General features: G+C 41.7%; 17 protein-coding genes. All 17 read right to left on the bottom strand.

Going from position 1 to position 16,252, the window contains the following annotated elements; all coding sequences use genetic code 11:
- Positions 1 to 77: 77 nt before the first annotated feature.
- Positions 78 to 614, bottom strand: coding sequence for a stage V sporulation protein T (spoVT, locus tag V7L95_RS07565; RefSeq protein WP_007496196.1), 537 nt, complete (start codon positions 612 to 614; stop codon positions 78 to 80).
- 139 nt (positions 615 to 753) lie between these two features.
- Positions 754 to 4,287: a transcription-repair coupling factor gene (gene mfd, locus V7L95_RS07560; RefSeq protein ID WP_046342420.1), complete on the bottom strand. Its 3,534-nt coding sequence runs from the start codon at positions 4,285 to 4,287 to the stop codon at positions 754 to 756.
- Between the two features lie 67 nt (positions 4,288 to 4,354).
- Positions 4,355 to 4,585 carry an anti-sigma-F factor Fin family protein gene (locus tag V7L95_RS07555; RefSeq protein ID WP_003217967.1) on the bottom strand — a complete coding sequence of 77 codons (231 nt, stop codon included), beginning with the start codon at positions 4,583 to 4,585 and terminating at the stop codon, positions 4,355 to 4,357.
- 55 nt (positions 4,586 to 4,640) lie between these two features.
- Complete coding sequence (gene pth / locus V7L95_RS07550; RefSeq protein ID WP_024719358.1) at positions 4,641 to 5,207, bottom strand: aminoacyl-tRNA hydrolase; 567 nt, start codon at positions 5,205 to 5,207, stop codon at positions 4,641 to 4,643.
- A gap of 140 nt (positions 5,208 to 5,347) precedes the next feature.
- Positions 5,348 to 5,974 carry a 50S ribosomal protein L25/general stress protein Ctc gene (locus tag V7L95_RS07545; protein ID WP_017359319.1) on the bottom strand — a complete coding sequence of 209 codons (627 nt, stop codon included), beginning with the start codon at positions 5,972 to 5,974 and terminating at the stop codon, positions 5,348 to 5,350.
- A 138-nt stretch (positions 5,975 to 6,112) separates the two neighbouring features.
- Positions 6,113 to 7,066: a ribose-phosphate diphosphokinase gene (locus V7L95_RS07540; RefSeq protein ID WP_003217907.1), complete on the bottom strand. Its 954-nt coding sequence runs from the start codon at positions 7,064 to 7,066 to the stop codon at positions 6,113 to 6,115.
- Positions 7,067 to 7,088: 22 nt separating this feature from the next.
- Positions 7,089 to 8,459, bottom strand: coding sequence for a bifunctional UDP-N-acetylglucosamine diphosphorylase/glucosamine-1-phosphate N-acetyltransferase GlmU (gene glmU / locus V7L95_RS07535; protein ID WP_045035090.1), 1,371 nt, complete (start codon positions 8,457 to 8,459; stop codon positions 7,089 to 7,091).
- 198 nt (positions 8,460 to 8,657) lie between these two features.
- Positions 8,658 to 8,954 carry a septation regulator SpoVG gene (gene spoVG / locus V7L95_RS07530; protein WP_008357439.1) on the bottom strand — a complete coding sequence of 99 codons (297 nt, stop codon included), beginning with the start codon at positions 8,952 to 8,954 and terminating at the stop codon, positions 8,658 to 8,660.
- Positions 8,955 to 9,178: 224 nt separating this feature from the next.
- A complete protein-coding gene (gene ridA / locus V7L95_RS07525) occupies positions 9,179 to 9,556 on the bottom strand; it encodes a 2-iminobutanoate/2-iminopropanoate deaminase (protein ID WP_008341860.1) in 378 nt (125 codons plus the stop codon).
- Between the two features lie 38 nt (positions 9,557 to 9,594).
- A complete protein-coding gene (purR, locus tag V7L95_RS07520; RefSeq protein ID WP_007496210.1) occupies positions 9,595 to 10,428 on the bottom strand; it encodes a pur operon repressor in 834 nt (277 codons plus the stop codon).
- Positions 10,429 to 10,483: 55 nt separating this feature from the next.
- Positions 10,484 to 11,353, bottom strand: coding sequence for a 4-(cytidine 5'-diphospho)-2-C-methyl-D-erythritol kinase (gene ispE, locus V7L95_RS07515; protein WP_017359321.1), 870 nt, complete (start codon positions 11,351 to 11,353; stop codon positions 10,484 to 10,486).
- 147 nt (positions 11,354 to 11,500) lie between these two features.
- Positions 11,501 to 11,686: a small, acid-soluble spore protein, alpha/beta type gene (locus tag V7L95_RS07510; RefSeq protein ID WP_017366434.1), complete on the bottom strand. Its 186-nt coding sequence runs from the start codon at positions 11,684 to 11,686 to the stop codon at positions 11,501 to 11,503.
- A 162-nt stretch (positions 11,687 to 11,848) separates the two neighbouring features.
- A complete protein-coding gene (locus V7L95_RS07505) occupies positions 11,849 to 12,106 on the bottom strand; it encodes a Veg family protein (protein WP_003217979.1) in 258 nt (85 codons plus the stop codon).
- 213 nt (positions 12,107 to 12,319) lie between these two features.
- A complete protein-coding gene (gene yabG / locus V7L95_RS07500) occupies positions 12,320 to 13,204 on the bottom strand; it encodes a sporulation peptidase YabG (protein ID WP_007496216.1) in 885 nt (294 codons plus the stop codon).
- Between the two features lie 134 nt (positions 13,205 to 13,338).
- Complete coding sequence (rsmA, locus tag V7L95_RS07495) at positions 13,339 to 14,217, bottom strand: 16S rRNA (adenine(1518)-N(6)/adenine(1519)-N(6))-dimethyltransferase RsmA (protein WP_024719357.1); 879 nt, start codon at positions 14,215 to 14,217, stop codon at positions 13,339 to 13,341.
- Entirely contained in the window at positions 14,210 to 14,770 is a 561-nt protein-coding gene (gene rnmV / locus V7L95_RS07490) for a ribonuclease M5 (RefSeq protein ID WP_340968694.1), read from the bottom strand. Before rnmV ends, rsmA begins: the two co-directional genes overlap by 8 nt.
- A gap of 160 nt (positions 14,771 to 14,930) precedes the next feature.
- The gene (locus V7L95_RS07485; RefSeq protein ID WP_007496219.1) at positions 14,931 to 16,133 is read right to left on the bottom strand and encodes a G5 and 3D domain-containing protein; all 1,203 of its coding nucleotides are present in this window, start codon (positions 16,131 to 16,133) and stop codon (positions 14,931 to 14,933) included.
- Positions 16,134 to 16,252: the final 119 nt, after the last annotated feature.

The following is a 16,252-nucleotide window of genomic DNA, read 5'->3' as shown; positions in this document are numbered from 1 at the left end:
CCATATAAAAAACGCCGACAAAATCAGATGATTTCATCGGCATTCTTTCGTTTTATCAAAATGAAGAATTATTAGACCTAATGTTCCATTTGACGGGCTAAGAAGCCAGCTGCCGTTTCTGCCGCTTTATGCTCCACTTCTCCCATTGAACGCTCTTTAGAAAATAAGACGACGGCGCCAATTGGATCTCCGTTTGCAACAATAGGTGCAATGGTATAAGCTGATACATCATCATCAATACCATCCACAAGCTGAATTTCTTTCTTGCTGTCCTCTAATACAGAATTACGCTGATCCATTGTTCGTTCAAGTAAATCACTAATGGATTTGTTTAAATACTCTTTTTTTGAACTACCGGATACAGCAATATACGTATCACGATCACAGATGAGGATAGAATGACCCAAACTGTCGAATAATGCATCAGCATATTCCTTCGCAAAGTCTCCTAGCTCACTAATCGGTGAATACTTCTTCAAAATCACTTCTCCATCGCGGTCGACGAAAATCTCAAGCGGATCTCCTTCCCGGATGCGCAATGTTCTGCGAATCTCCTTCGGTATAACCACTCTACCTAGATCATCGATGCGGCGTACAATTCCAGTTGCTTTCATTCACTGCTGCCTCTCTTTCGTTTGATGATGTGTTGGGTGAATGGAACAAAAGCGTCCACTTTATGCAACATTCACCACTTGACCCTGAGATTAGTATCCGTCACATCAAACGTAATATACACGAGAGACCAACAAAATTTTATGAAGATGGAATGGTTTCTTTTTTCACATCTTGAAGACCTCGAAGCATACGAAGAACGACTTCAAGCCACTCCTCCGTTTTCTTGCCTTTTGTTTGGACAGAAATAATCAGCTTGCTGCCTTCCATGCCAAGACCGATATCACGTCCATATTGACTGCCAAGCTCAAATAATTTTTGACCATCGATGTCGCTGCTTGCTTTTTCATCGAGAGTGAGTCTGACAATGCCTTTCTCCATCTTGATCAACTCGACACGTTCCTGCACAGCGTACACCTTCATCGTCGCAATCGTAAACAAATCAGCCACTTCTTGCGGATATTCTCCGAATCGGTCAATCATTTCATCTTGAAGCTCTTTCCGCTCTTCTATAGATCCAATCGCTCTAAACTGTTTATACATCTCGATCTTTTGTTTGCCATCAGAAATATAGCTATCTGGAATGTAGGCATCAATTTGGAGATCAATTTCCGGCTCAAATTTTTCTTGAGCAGTCGTATCGCCTCTTCTTTCTTCAATGGCTTCTTTCAGCATTTGAGAGTAAAGGTCGAATCCAACAGAATCAATAAATCCATGCTGCTGTGCACCAAGTAAATTTCCTGCTCCTCGAATCGTTAAGTCACGCATCGCAATCTTAAAGCCTGATCCGAGCTCGGTGAATTCTTTAATGGCTTGAAGCCTTTTCTCTGCAACTTCAGAAAGCACTTTATCTTTTCGATAAGTGAAATAAGCATAGGCCACACGATTCGAGCGCCCAACTCGTCCTCTTAACTGGTACAGCTGCGAAAGCCCCATTTTATCAGCATCATGAACAATGAGCGTGTTCACATTTGGTATGTCTACGCCCGTTTCGATAATGGTTGTACTAACGAGTACATCCGATTCACCTTCTAGGAAATTAATCATCACGGATTCCAGCTCGTTCTCACTCATTTTCCCGTGTGCGTAGCTTACTTTTGCGTCTGGAACAAGCATCGAGATTTCATCTGCTTTTCGTTCAATATCCTCCACTCGGTTATAAAGGAAGTACACTTGACCGCCTCTTGCCAATTCTCGCTCAATAGCTTCTCTAACTAACGCACCATTGTACTCGACAACATAGGTTTGAACTGGGAAACGGTTCTCAGGTGGTGTTTCAATAACAGATAAGTCACGTACGCCAAGCATCGACATATGAAGCGTACGAGGAATTGGCGTTGCCGTTAACGTCAACACATCAATATTGGCTTTCATTTGTTTAATTTTCTCTTTATGCGTCACACCGAAGCGCTGCTCTTCATCGATAATTAACAGTCCTAAATCCTTGTACACAATGTCTTTTGAAAGAAGACGATGCGTCCCAATGACCATATCAATCGTTCCATTTTTCAGCCCTTTTAAGGTTTCTGTTGTTTCTTTTCGTGTACGGAAGCGGCTAAGCTGAGCGATTTTAACAGGATAGTCTTGGAATCTGTCCATAATCGTGTCAAAATGCTGCTGCGCTAAGATCGTTGTTGGTACAAGCAGTGCCACCTGTTTCCCGTCAGCAATGGCTTTGAAGGCCGCTCGAATCGCCACCTCTGTTTTTCCATAGCCCACATCTCCACAAAGCAGACGATCCATCGGGCGCTCCCGCTCCATGTCTTGCTTGATTTCATGAATCGAGCGAATTTGATCATCTGTTTCTTGGTAAGGGAATGCAGATTCAAACTGGCGCTGCATCTCATGGTCAGGCGAGAAGGCATACCCTTTGCTTGCTTCACGTTCTGCGTACAGCTTAATCAGATCATCTGCAATGTCCTGCACAGATGATTCTACTTTTTTCTTCACACGTTTCCAGTCGCTGCCGCCTAGTTTATATAGCTTTGGTTCTTTTCCTTCTGACCCTACATACTTCTGCACCTGATCAATTTGTTCAACAGGGACATAAAGCTTGTCGCTTCCTTGATAATGAATATTTAAATAATCTTTATGAATGCCGCCAATTTCAAGCGTTTCAATTCCTAAATACTTACCGATCCCGTGGTTAATGTGCACCACATAATCGCCCACTTGCAGCTCTGAATAGCTTTTGATTCGCTCTGCGTTCGTCAGCTTTTGCTTACGTGCCTGCTTCTTCACACGTTTCTTGAAAAGTTCACCCTCTGTAATGACAGCAATTTTGGATAAAGGTAGTTCAAAACCGGTTTGAAGCTCACCTTGTAAAATATATACTTGCCCGCTGACAAGCTCAGCATCAGGTTTAGCAAGAGCTGCTTCAATGTCATAATCATGCAAGACAGATGACAACTTCTCTGTCCGCTCTTCATCCGCACCTAAAAAGACAACCGTATAATTCTGCTTTTTGTAGCGTTCAATTTCACTTGCAAGCACATTCATCTGGCCGTGGAAATTCTGCATTTGCTTACTAGATACATTGACGATATTTTGCGGATTGGTCTGCTGAACATGTCTCAAAAATAAGGAATAGTACAGAATCGATCTCGATTGCTGATTGAACAGCTCTTGAAATGGGAAGGAAAGGGCTAGATCATGCAGAATATTCCCTTCTTCCAGCAGACTAATTGTCCAATCTGCTTCTTCCTGTTCAAGCTGTTCTTCCATCTCCTGAATTCTGCTGATTTCATCTAGAATGATAATCGTATCCTGCGATGTATAATCTAGCAAACTAGCAGGCTTTTCATAGAAATAGGACAGATACTTCGTCATTTCTTGTGTCACAATACCTTCTAGCAGCTTCTCACGATCAGCAGAAATATTCTGATGGAGCAGTTCTTTTTGTTTATCCGAGTTGAATTTCTTTAAGCTACTGGCAAGACCTTCGTCAAGCTGTTCAATCGCTCTCACTCGTTCAGGCCCTCTTACAATCAGCTCTTTCGCCGGGCCAATCTTGATTTCTTGAAGTGTTTCCAATGAACGCTGCGTGTCAGAGTGGAAGGACCGAATAGAGTCCACTTCTGTATCAAACAGCTCTATACGGATCGGGTGGTCTTCCGTTAACGCATAAATGTCAATGATTCCTCCGCGCACACTAAAGTCTCCGGGCGCAGCGACCATGGACGTCCGGTCATAACCGATTTGCACGAGTTGTTTTGAAAACGTCTCCAAATCAATTTCTTCACCAACCTTTAAGTGGATCTGACTCTCCTTCCAGAGCTCAACAGGAGGAAGCATTCTACGCACTGCAGCTGCTGGGGTCACGACAATCGGATTTTCTCCATTCGCGAGACGATTCAATACATCAAGACGCTGCGCTCTAAGCTCAGGGCTTGCCACAGCAATTTCAGATGCAATGAGTTCATTGACAGGATAAAGAAGGACCGAGCGATCTGGCATCACACTTGCTAGATCATCTGTGACCTTCTGCGCTTGATATAAGTTGTGTGTCACAATAAACATCGGCCGCTTTAATTCGTCTGATATGGCGGCTGTAAATAAAGATCTGACGGAGCCTGATAGTCCAGCGAGCAGTTGTTCTTTTAAACCTTCCTTTAGCCCATTAAAAATGGACTGAAAATCATCACTTTGTTTGATAAATGATTGTATATTTTTCATTTGGCTCCTCCTCCCTGCTTGTTTAAAACAGAAAAACGCTTTGGTCTATTATCTACACCAAAGCTTTTTATTGAATAAAGGTATGATACTGATGGTAATCAGGATTTCTTTCGAGCGCCTCTTGGCAATCCTCACAAATGGTTTGTACATGTAAATCACCATTTTCCCTATAAGAAATCATATCGTTTCTTTCCTCATTTGTTAAGTGATGAAATCCAAGTGCTTCACTTTGGACAGCGGATTCATCTAGACTGCCAACCTTTACACCACAGTGCCGGCAGTAATAGTGCAAAGCCATACGTGATCCTCCCATGCTGAGATTTTATGATCAGTATGTGCTTTGCTTATCATTCTTATACCTTCTTGTTAAAATCATTCATCACTTCTAAAAATGGCTTTGTTAAAGCCGCTTCACAAGCTTCAACAGATGATTGAATAGCAGATGAGATATCAGGCTGTTCTTCCTCTGAGAAGCGTCCTAGTACGTAATCGACGACCTTCATGCCGTTTTGTGGACGGCCGATGCCGATACGGAATCGGTCAAACTCTGGTGAACCTAAATGCTGAATCAACGATTTGATTCCGTTATGTCCGCCTGCACTTCCTTTAGTACGCAAACGAATCCGGCCCGTTGGCAAATCAAGATCATCATAGATGACCTTCAAATGTTCAAGGGGAATATCATAGTAATCCATCAGCGGACGCACACATTCCCCTGATAAGTTCATATATGTAAGAGGCTTCACAAGTAGAACCTTTTGCCCCGAAACAAACCCAGTTCCATATTGTCCATGGAATTTTGATTGATTTAATGGGATGTCCCATTTTTTTGATAGTTCATCTATTGTCATAAACCCGACGTTATGTCTTGTTTTTTCATATTCTTTTCCTGGATTACCCAATCCAACGAACGCAATCATGAAACCAATAACCTCCTTTGTCGCACATGCACACGCCTAAAAAATGAGCCAATGTGATTGCCTCATGCAAAACGTATGAATTCTTTTCATTCTAGCACAAAAGACGTAACCGCGGGAGGGTTACGTCTCTAATTGACCAGTTATTCTTCGCTGTCATCTTTTTCTTTAATGGCCTCAGGCTCTTGCGTTTCCTCTTCACTATCTGGCTCAGGAACCTCTGATTGCTGAGGCGGTAAGATCGAAGCAACAACTTCTTCTGGATCATTATTAATTTGATACGTAGATTGAACAGTCAGATCACCAACTGTTAGTACGTCATTTACTTCTAAGTTTGTAATATCAGCTTCAATATTTTGCGGGATATCCTTTGGTTTTGCTGTAATGGATAGCTCAAATAGTGGCTGCTGAAGCACACCGCCATCCTTTACACCTTTGGATTCGCCAATGAGTTGTACAGGTACATCTGCGTCAATTTCTCGCTGTAAGTCGACCACTTGGAAATCAGCGTGGACAAGCTCATTTTTCAACGGATCTGTTTGCAGTTCTGTTACCATCACAGATTTTGTTTCACCGCCAACGTCTAATGTGATGATTGTGTTTTTTCCTTCATCACGTAATGTCTTTAATAAATCAATACTGTCTAATGAAACAGCCAGGTTGTCTGTATTTTTTCCGTATATGACACCAGGAACGTGTCCTGAATGACGGATTTTTTGCAGTGTGGAACGTTTGAAATCAGTTCTTTTATTTGCTTTTAAAGTTGCCATATTCAGCACCATCCTATTTCTTTTTTGTCACTACTTTCATAAATACCCATAACTGAATCATTTTAAACATGTTTGCCTTTCATTTATCACAGCAAAAAGACCCCAAGCTGATGCCTAGGGCCTTTTTCAATCAGAAAATTAGCTGAAAAGGTAGCTCACAGATTCTTCTTCATGTACACGGATGATGGCTTCTGCAAGCAAAGGCCCAACTGAAAGCGGAATGAATTTTCCAACTTTCTTGTCATCTGTTAAGTGAATACTGTTTGTCACAACTAATTCTTTAATTTTAGAGTTTGTAATACGTTCTACTGCTGGTCCAGACAATACTGGGTGAGTACAACAAGCATAGACTTCAGCCGCTCCATTTTCCACAAGTGCATTTGCAGCAAGTGTAATCGTACCAGCTGTATCAATGATATCATCGATGAGAATCGCCGTTTTGCCTTCAATGTTCCCAATGATGTTCATCACTTCAGCCACGTTCGGCTTCGGACGACGTTTGTCGATAATTGCGATTGGTGCTTTCAGGCGGTCCGCCATTTTGCGCGCACGCGTAACACCACCGTGGTCAGGAGACACAACAACGATATCATTCAAGTTTTTCTGTTCAAAATAGTTTGTTAAGATTGGCACAGCCATTAAGTTATCGATTGGAATATCAAAGAAACCTTGGATTTGCGGCGCATGAAGGTCAAGTGCAATGACACGTGTAGCACCTGCTGTTTCAAGTAAGTTCGCAAAAAGCTTCGCCGTGATTGGCTCACGAGGTTTCGCCTTACGATCTTGACGTGCATATCCGTAATAAGGGATAACAATATTGACCGTTTTCGCAGAAGCGCGTTTTAGTGCATCTACCATAATGAGTAGCTCCATAATGTGCTCATTGACTGGCGCACTAGTAGATTGAATAACATAACAATCACAGCCACGGATACTTTCTTCAATATTGATTTGGACTTCACCGTCACTAAAACGTTTAACAGAGCTCTTTCCTACATCAACTCCGATACGATCGGCAATTTCTTTGGCAAGTTCAGGGTTTGAATTCAAAGAGAATATCTTTAAATTCGCATCAGCATAACGATTAGACATGGTAAACCTCCGGGTATTTGGATTATTTTTTATGAATATTTTTCACATAATCTTCTTTATTGACTTGTCTTGCTCTAGCAATAGACAATGCATCCTGCGGTACATCTTCTGTAACCGTTGAACCGGCTGCAACATATGCCCCTTTTCCGACAGTGACTGGTGCAACGAGATTTGAATTACAGCCAATAAATGCGCCATCTTCAATCTTCGTTAAGAATTTGTTCTTCCCATCATAATTAACTGTAATAGATCCACAACCAAGGTTTACATCCGCTCCGACCTCTGCATCTCCAATATAGCTTAGATGAGACGCTTTGCTTCGGTCACCGAAAACTGTTTTCTTGATTTCGACAAAATTCCCGATCTTCACTTCATCGCCAATTTTCGACAACGGGCGAATATGAGCAAACGGTCCAATTGTCACATCTACCCCAACTTCACTATCGCAGACAACAGACTGCTTAATGACTGTCCGATCTCCAATTACGCTATCAACAATTTCAGTGTTCGGACCGATTGTGGCATCTGCACCAATCTTTACATTCCCTTTGATGACCGTCCCAGGATAAATCATTGTATCTTCACCGATGACTGCATCTGGCGAGATATACGTGTTCTCAGGATCAATCAAGGTTACACCATTCTTCATATGCTGATGATTAATACGTCGCTTCATGAATTGCTCTGCTTGTGATAGAGCGATACGATCATTGACTCCAAGTGTTTCTTCAAAATGCGGTGTTTGATACGCTGCAACCGTCTGTCCTTCATTCTTTAGAATTTCAATGACATCCGGCAAATAGTATTCACCTTGTGCATTTTCATTTGACACTTGCTCAATCACACGGAAGAGATCTTCATTTGAAAAGCAATAGGTTCCAGTATTAATTTCATTCACTTGACGTTCAGCATCATTTGCATCTTTATGCTCGACGATTTTTACTACAGCACCTGTTTCATCACGAATAATACGTCCATAACCTGTTGGATCATCCGCGTGTGCTGTCAAAATCGTCACTTTCGCTTGTTGTTTTTGATGCTCGCTTAACATGGCTTCCATTGTTTCCGCTGTCAATAATGGTGTATCTCCACAAATGACAATGGTTGTTCCCTTTTCCTGCGCGAGGAACGATTTAGCTTGTTTGACGGCATGTGCTGTTCCCAGCTGTTCTTCTTGAAGTGCATATTCACTTCTGTCCCCAAGCTGCTTCTTGACGTCCTCTGCTCCATGACCGACAATCGTCACAAGCTTGGCTAAAGATAGCTTTAACGCTTGATCTGCCACATGCTCGACCATTGGCTTTCCGCAAACTGGATGAAGTACTTTGTATAACTTTGACTTCATTCTTGTTCCTTTTCCCGCTGCTAAAATCACTGCGAACCGCTTATCCATTGATTGGCCTCCAATATCCCTATTATCCATAGAAAAATATATCCTAAATAAGGACTGATTTCAAGGATACAAGAGGAAGTGCATTAATTTTCTAATGAACGGGAGACATAAGGAACAAGAGAAAAAACGCAAAAAAGACAGCATTTAAAAGAAAACATTCATTTTCTCTTAAAGCTGTCTTTTTAGGTTCACATATCTTTAAGAAGCTCCAGCTTCTTCATATTCAATTGTCTCTTCCTCTTCGCCTAAGCGATGATACTCATTTAAAACAGCATCTTGGATTTTACCCCGAGTGCTTGAATTAATTGGATGTGCAATGTCGCGAAACTCTCCATCAGGCGTACGTTTGCTAGGCATTGCAACAAACAAGCCATTGTTTCCATCAATCACACGAATATCATGAACAACAAATTCGTGGTCCAGCGTGATGGATGCAATCGCCCTCATGCGACCATCGGTATTCACGCGGCGTAATCTTACGTCAGTAACTTCCACAGTAGTTCACCACCTTTTCCCAATATAAAAGCATTAATTAGGTATTCAACGATTGTGGTGATTCTCCTGCTCTTTTTTTAAACTTTTTTTGAAATATCGGGATATTTATACATTTTTTGTCATTTTAATGACGGCGCTTACATCGGTTGCGTGAAAAAAGACATCATGACGATGCCTTTTCATACATATAATGAAACCAAACGGCCTCCAAAGAGATGGTCTGTTTATTTCACTAATGCCACAACTTCAATTTCTACAAGTGCATCTTTTGGAAGTCTGGCTACTTCTACACATGAACGAGCTGGCTTATGTGTATGGAAGTATTCACCGTACACTTCATTCACTTCAGCGAATTGTTCCATATCTTTAATGAAAACCGTTGCTTTCACGACTGTTTCAAAGGAAGCACCCGCTGCTTCAAGGACGGCTTTAAGATTATGAAACACTTGATGTGTTTGTTCTTTAATATCTCCATTCACAAAATCTCCAGCTGGCGTTAATGGAATCTGCCCTGAGCTGTAAAACATGTTATTGACGATAATCCCTTGAGAGTAAGGTCCAATGGCTGCTGGCGCGTTTTTGGTTTGAACAACTTTTGTCATATCAATCTCTCCCATTCAAATACATGTTTGATCAAAACTTAAGCTTTCGAATGAAAAAACTCGTGGAAATTACCTTCATTAATCTCAATGATTTTCTGCTTCATATCAATGGTTGAAAGCTTTAAAAGTGATACATATTCATCGACAAGACGTTCATCTACGCCTTCATCTTCTAATAAAACACCGATCCCTGCAACATTTGCATTAAATTCCTCTAGAAGATTCATCATGCCATTAATGGTTCCGCCTGCTTTCATAAAGTCATCAATAATCAACACATTGGATCCTTTATCTAAGCTCCGCTTTGCAAGTGACATGGTTTGAATTCGGTTAGAAGAACCTGATGCATAATTAATACTCACAGTTGATCCTTCAGTTACCTTATTATCTTTTCTAACGATCACAACAGGCACATTTAAATAACCTGCAACAGAATAGGCAATCGGAATACCTTTCGTCGCAACAGTCATGACAACATCAATCGGTCGATCCGAAAAAATGGTCGCAAAAAGCTTACCGATTTTCGCAAGAATCGATGGATTTCCTAAAACATCAGTTAAATATAAATAACCGCCAGGAAGCACACGTTCAGGAGTTGATAATGCCTCTCCGATATCGTTTACGACTTCGTCTGCTTCTTTTAGATGAATCTTTGGAATATATTTCACTCCGCCAGCAGCGCCAGGTACAGTAAGTAAAGTCCCTATTCCCTGCTGTTCGAAGGTCTGTTTGATAATCGTTAAGTCTTCACTAATAGAGGACTTCGCAGATTGATATCGCTCTGCAAAAAAAGTTAAAGGTACTAGTACGTGCGGGTGGGTTAACAAATAATTTGTTAAGTCCACCAATCTGCCGCTTCGACGAAACTTCATGAACTTACCCCCAGAACCCGAATAATTTATGAATAATATAACTTAATATACGGATTTAATCAAGGGTATTTTGTTCGCCGATCATGCGGACAGCGTAAACCTGATCACAAAATCCTCTCAGTCCGTTATATATTCTTTGTACCTTCGATTCATATTGAATCAAGCCAAATACAGTTGGCCCGCTGCCGCTCATTAATACAGCATCTGCTCCGAAACGCTTCATCTGTCTCTTAATCATATCGACTTCCGGATACATCTTTAATGTCACAGATTCCAACACGTTACCGAGTGAGCCGCACATCTCTTTATAATCTTTCGCTTCAATTGCTTCAATCATACGCTGTACATTTGGGTGTTCTACTTTGCTTGCGTCATATTGTCTGTAGACCTCAGCTGTAGATACCCCAATCACCGGCTTCGCTAAAATCACCCAGCAATGCGGCGGTGTCGCAATATGCTTTAGTTTCTCTCCACGTCCTGTCGCTAGCGCCGTCCCTCCGTGTACACAAAAAGAGACATCTGAGCCGATCTCCGCTCCAAGCTCAGCTAGTTCATCTAACGTGAGATTTAACTTCCACAAACGGTTTAAGCCGCGAAGCGCTGCTGCGGCATCACTGCTGCCTCCAGCTAAACCTGCTGCGACGGGAATTGCTTTTGTGATGACAATCGATACGCCTTTTTGAATACCGAATCTTGTTTTTAATAATTTAGCTGCCTGATAAGCCAAATTCCGTTGATCATCTGGCACAAAACGATTATGAGATGATACACGGATTTCGTCTTTGTCCAGCTCCGTCAGCTCTAGTCGATCTGCAAGATCTATTGTTGTCATCACCATCTCCACTTCGTGATATCCATCCGGTCTTTTTCCATGAACATCAAGTGAGAGATTAATTTTTGCCGGTGCTTTTTCTAAAATACGCAAACATTTCACCTACTTCTCCATCTAAACATAAGTATCAATATTGTATCACATTTGATGGATCTGATGAATATTGGCTTTTGCCCCCAGCACACTCACTTTTTCAAGCAAAAAAGACCAGAGACACCCGAGGTATCCCTGATCATTTCTTTATCGTTGATTCTCTTCTTGAGCCATGTGCTGTTGAGCTAATTCAATGGCACGTTTGACCATATTTCCTGCGTCACGCGCACGAATCTCTCCCCAGCCTCCATTTTTGACGGTATCATAAAATCCAAGATCCTTCGCCAGCTCGTATTTGAACTCATCTGACATAATGCCTCGGCGTCTACCCAAACGAAACAGCCCCTTTGGTCGAGAATTCGAATCATCGCCACTCCTTTGTGGCTTTCTTATTTTGCATCGATTCCCGCCTTTTACCCCTTTCAAATAATGGACAGCCTCCCATACAGAAAAAAAGGCAAAACAAAAAGCAGTAAACAAAAAGTTCACTGCCCATTAATAGGCGACTGAGCTAGCGGTATCATCGAACGTTAATTCGACCGTCTCAGTCAGTATATCTGCATAACTGTAAGAAACTCTTTCAAACGAATTCTCATCTTGATCTAATTGAATCACAAAAACAGAAGGGTACGTTTCAGCTAAAATGCCCGAACGCTCAATTGTTTTTCGGCGGCCTCCGTTAGCCTTTAACGTCAAACGTTTACCTAAGTTACCATCAAGCGATCTTTTGATGTCGGACAAAGTCTTCGCCATTGCATCCACCTCACTGAGATAATTATACAACAACGGCCCATTTTTGTCAAATAAAAATTAAATTATATCAACCAACACGAGCCATTGTCAACAAAATAATTTTGACAAACTTCTACCTTTTCTCCTCCCTATTTTTCTCAAATTCCGGTGAATTATGTATTCATATGAAATTTCTTTTTGAGCATAAAAAAAACCAGACTGAAATCAGTCGGGTTATGTCGATTCATGGTCTCTTTTATATGGCATACCTACCCTTAAAACACCCCTTGTTTCAATCCCTCCGAGACCTTTTTCTCTCGTCAGTGTATTTCGGAGCACATCCCACACGTTGATTCGATCTACAAATGGAGTGAAGCTGATCTTGGCAACAATATAGACGGGGTCAAGTGCATGAATGTTGACACGTGAGGGTGAGCTTGCAAAATTAGCACCTGCTTGAATTAATGATTCAAAATGAGATTGGCAGGCACCTGCAAAGATCACGAGCTGATCTAAATGCGGAACCTTCCTTCTTGCCTTTTGAACCGTTTCAACGAAATGACGAGAATGACGATATGCACCGATATCGTGTACACCGCCCTTTTGTTTAGAATACGCATCATGTCCTGTGATGACCAAAATATCAGGCCGGTATTGATCAATTAATGAATCAATCATGCTTGGCATTTTCTTCTCGTGGCAATGCACACCATACACAGGTACACCAATTCTTTCATATACATCTAAGCATTTCTTTAAGTATGAAGCATCTCCATCTAAATGCAGAACCTTTCCGGGCATATGAAAATACTGCTCCTGATGCTGATATTGTCCAGACGTATAATACTCTTGTTTTTCACGAAGCAGCTGATAATCTTGCCTGAGTAAGTCGAGCGATTCGTTAATTTTCCGTTCATCGTCTTTCTCTCTTGTCAGTTGCTCCTCTTTTTGAATCAAGACCAAATCTGACATCTTCGCATCGGCGATCAGCCTCACTTCATTCCCATGCAAAATGGCGGTGGCTTCGTGCTGGTCTGTCTCATCAATTCGAATGATACGAAACATAATATCCATCTGATAGGATGCCCTCGTCACCATATCTCCTATTTGAAATTGCATGCTTTTCACTCCACAATCAGGCTCTTATCCTGTTGGTATCGTCTTACGCTACACTTGTTCTTCTTTCAGGTGTGTTGTTCTTTCTAGCCTATGCCTGAACAGGTGAAGTGGTGAAAACCAAAAGAAAAAAGCCCTTATGAAAGGGCTTTGTGTAAAACATTGGACAAACGGGCAAATTCATCGATTGATAATGATTCACCACGGCGTTTCCCATCAACCTCAGCTGTTACAAGGGCTTCTTCAATGATAGCTTTATGTTTCTTACCGTCTGGCAGATTGTTCATCAAGTTATTCATCAATGTCTTCCGGCGCTGGCCAAAACTCGCACGAATCAGTTGAAAGAAAAACGTATCATTGTCTACTGAGACCGCAGGCGTTTCACGAACAGTTAGTTTGATTACCGCTGAATCCACATTTGGTTGTGGGACGAAAACCGTTTTCGGCACAACCATGACCGTCTTCGCTTCTGTATAAAATTGCACTGCAATCGACAAAGAGTTGTATTCTTTTGATGAAGGAGCAGCGGCCATGCGATCTGCTACTTCTTTTTGCAGCATGACAACGATGCCTTTCAATGGAAGGTTTTCTTCAAGCAATTTCATAATAATTGGTGTCGTCACATAATAAGGAAGGTTTGCTACGACCATTACTTCTTTACAGTCAGCAAACTGTTCTTCAATCACCTTTCTTACATCTGCCTTCAATACGTCTTGATGAATAATGGTGACATTATCATATGGAGAAAGCGTATCGTTTAAAATCGGCAATAGGCGCTGGTCGATTTCAAAAGCCGTGACTTTCTTTGCCCGTTTGGCGAGCTGTTCAGTCAACGCACCGATACCAGGGCCAATTTCAATCACACCGGTCTCATCCGTTATCTCTGCATGATCGACAATGCGATCTAAAATATTCGTATCAATTAAAAAGTTTTGCCCTAAGCTCTTTTTAAAAGAGAAACCGTACTTCTTCAGTATTTCCTTCGTTCTGATGGGCGTCGCAATATCTTTATTCATCGGCTTCCTCCTGCATGACGGTCTTTAAGGCCGCAATAAAATCCTCTTTCGTTATTTGGAACATGTGAAGACGCTTTTGCAGCTGCTTCGCATTTGTATATCCTATATTTAAAAGCACACCTAATCGTTCGCGGCGGCGTTTTGATGCTTCGCCTCCGATAAGGCCTGCGTCAAATAAATCGTCTAACGTAATCTCGCTTTCTGATTCTTCCATTTCCTCATGGACATGAGCAAGGCATTCTCGAATACTATCCAAGGAAGCATGCTCGACACCAATTCCTTTGTCCCGCTTCGCTTTCGCAAGGTATTTTGGTAAAAAGGCGTGCTTACAGCCAGGGACAGCCTCTGCGATGGTTTTACGGATCTTTTCCCCAGGGAAATCAGGATCAGTTAAAATGATAACCCCCCTCGTCTCCTGAGCAAGACGCACTTGTTGAATGACTGTATCGCCAATGGCAGATCCATTCGTTTCAATCGTATCTGCATCAACTGCCATCTTTACTCTAGCAGTGTCGTCACGACCCTCCACCACAATGATTTCTTTGATTTTCATGTATTCCTCCGCTTGCAAAAACAATCTACATTTTTTTGTCAAAAAATGAAACCTTCCATGCTGTTTTTGCGTCTAATTAATTAGAAAACAGTGCTTCTATTATAACCAAAAAAACAGAGGGTGCGCAAAGCCCTCTGTTCATATAAATGATTTGATGTGTTTATTTGAGCACTCTAATTTTCACTCGTTTATTTCCCCATTGATAAGCTGCCGACTTACTTGGGACGAACACATCAATTTTATTCCCTTTTATAGCAGATCCAGTGTCTGATGCAACGGCATACCCATAGCCTTCCACATACACTTTAGAGCCCAGCGGAATGACACTCGGATCTACTGCTATGACCTTTGCACCCGGATTTGCTTTTAAATTAAAGCCTGTAGACGTTCTACCCGTACATCCAGCACAGCCCGCTGTATAGGCTGTGGACGTCACATAGAACTCTTTTCCTGACGATTCATTACTTCTTGAAACCGCAGGGGACGCTTTAGGTTCTTTCTTGGACACTTGTGTACCAACGGCCACTAAACGATCCTTACTGTCTTTTGCAGTAACCTCTTTAATTAATTCTTTAGACACCACTTTGCCGTTTTCTTTCACAATGGCATAGTGCTTCTTCAATTTACCTTCTTCACCTTTTTCAAGCACCTTCTCTTTTCCTTTTTCAAGAGATCGATCCTTTTTATGTTTGGTATCAAAAGCAATTTTCTCTTCCACTACATCGGTGACTTTTTCCACCCGAGTGATCTTCACATCTGCGCTTTTTTTAGAAAGGTGACTATGTAACGCAGGTTTGATCTTATCGTGCTTCTTGAGCTTCAGCTCTTGTTGCTTTAAAAAGTCAGCGACCGTAGTCGAAGTGGTCCACACTTTCTTATCCTTTCCTCCATCGTTTAAGCTGACCTGAAAGGCCTGCTGAACCACAAGATCCATATTCTTTTTAATCTTGTCATTCTTTCCTGGAGTTACTTGATCGTGCTTCCCAATATCTATCTTCTCATTCTTCAATAATGCTCCAACCGTCTGATCTGTTGTCCATATCGTTTTCTCTTTCCCATCTAGGGTGAGATGAACCGGTATAGCCGCATCATACACAATGTTCATGTTGTCTTGAATCTTTGTATTTAGACTTGGAGAGATATGATCCTCCGCCCTGGTCCTTATTCCAAGGTCTGAAAGCAGCTGTGCTACTGTCTCTTCATGTGTACGAATTGTCTTCTCTTTGCCATTGATTGAAATGGTAATAGACTGCTTAGTGAGCTCATGCGCACCGTAAGCCGTCCCAGTTCCAGCTAAAAGCAAGCAAGCGACTAGAAATAAAACCTTGCCTTTTCCTAGCTTGACAGAAAACAGATTTTTCATTTTTTGTACGATGAAAAACGCCTCCTTCTCCTCGGAGAGATTATATAGAGTATCTCAAAACCTGTCAACCCTTCCACCCACTGTACAAAAATGCTCGATTGTAAACCTATTATGGGAGA

The sequence above is a fragment of the Bacillus sp. PPSBB_11 genome (assembly GCF_038023285.1).
Taxonomy (GTDB): domain Bacteria; phylum Bacillota; class Bacilli; order Bacillales; family Bacillaceae; genus Bacillus; species Bacillus altitudinis.
The sequence above is the reverse complement of the archived record's forward strand: the minus strand, read 5'-3'. Positions and strand labels throughout refer to the sequence as shown.

Bases quoted from the DNA above. Each gene is read 5' to 3' on its own strand.
- spoVT (WP_007496196.1), bottom strand. From the start codon at position 614: ATGAAAGCAACTGGAATTGTACGCCGCATCGATGATCTAGGTAGAGTG.
- mfd (WP_046342420.1), bottom strand. From the start codon at position 4,287: ATGAAAAATATACAATCATTTATCAAACAAAGTGATGATTTTCAGTCC.
- V7L95_RS07555 (WP_003217967.1), bottom strand. From the start codon at position 4,585: ATGGCTTTGCACTATTACTGCCGGCACTGTGGTGTAAAGGTTGGCAGT.
- pth (WP_024719358.1), bottom strand. From the start codon at position 5,207: ATGATTGCGTTCGTTGGATTGGGTAATCCAGGAAAAGAATATGAAAAA.
- V7L95_RS07545 (WP_017359319.1), bottom strand. From the start codon at position 5,974: ATGGCAACTTTAAAAGCAAATAAAAGAACTGATTTCAAACGTTCCACA.
- V7L95_RS07540 (WP_003217907.1), bottom strand. From the start codon at position 7,066: ATGTCTAATCGTTATGCTGATGCGAATTTAAAGATATTCTCTTTGAAT.
- glmU (WP_045035090.1), bottom strand. From the start codon at position 8,459: ATGGATAAGCGGTTCGCAGTGATTTTAGCAGCGGGAAAAGGAACAAGA.
- ridA (WP_008341860.1), bottom strand. From the start codon at position 9,556: ATGACAAAAGTTGTTCAAACCAAAAACGCGCCAGCAGCCATTGGACCT.
- purR (WP_007496210.1), bottom strand. From the start codon at position 10,428: ATGAAGTTTCGTCGAAGCGGCAGATTGGTGGACTTAACAAATTATTTG.
- V7L95_RS07505 (WP_003217979.1), bottom strand. From the start codon at position 12,106: ATGGCGAAGACTTTGTCCGACATCAAAAGATCGCTTGATGGTAACTTA.
- yabG (WP_007496216.1), bottom strand. From the start codon at position 13,204: ATGCAATTTCAAATAGGAGATATGGTGACGAGGGCATCCTATCAGATG.
- rsmA (WP_024719357.1), bottom strand. From the start codon at position 14,217: ATGAATAAAGATATTGCGACGCCCATCAGAACGAAGGAAATACTGAAG.
- rnmV (WP_340968694.1), bottom strand. From the start codon at position 14,770: ATGAAAATCAAAGAAATCATTGTGGTGGAGGGTCGTGACGACACTGCT.
- V7L95_RS07485 (WP_007496219.1), bottom strand. From the start codon at position 16,133: ATGAAAAATCTGTTTTCTGTCAAGCTAGGAAAAGGCAAGGTTTTATTT.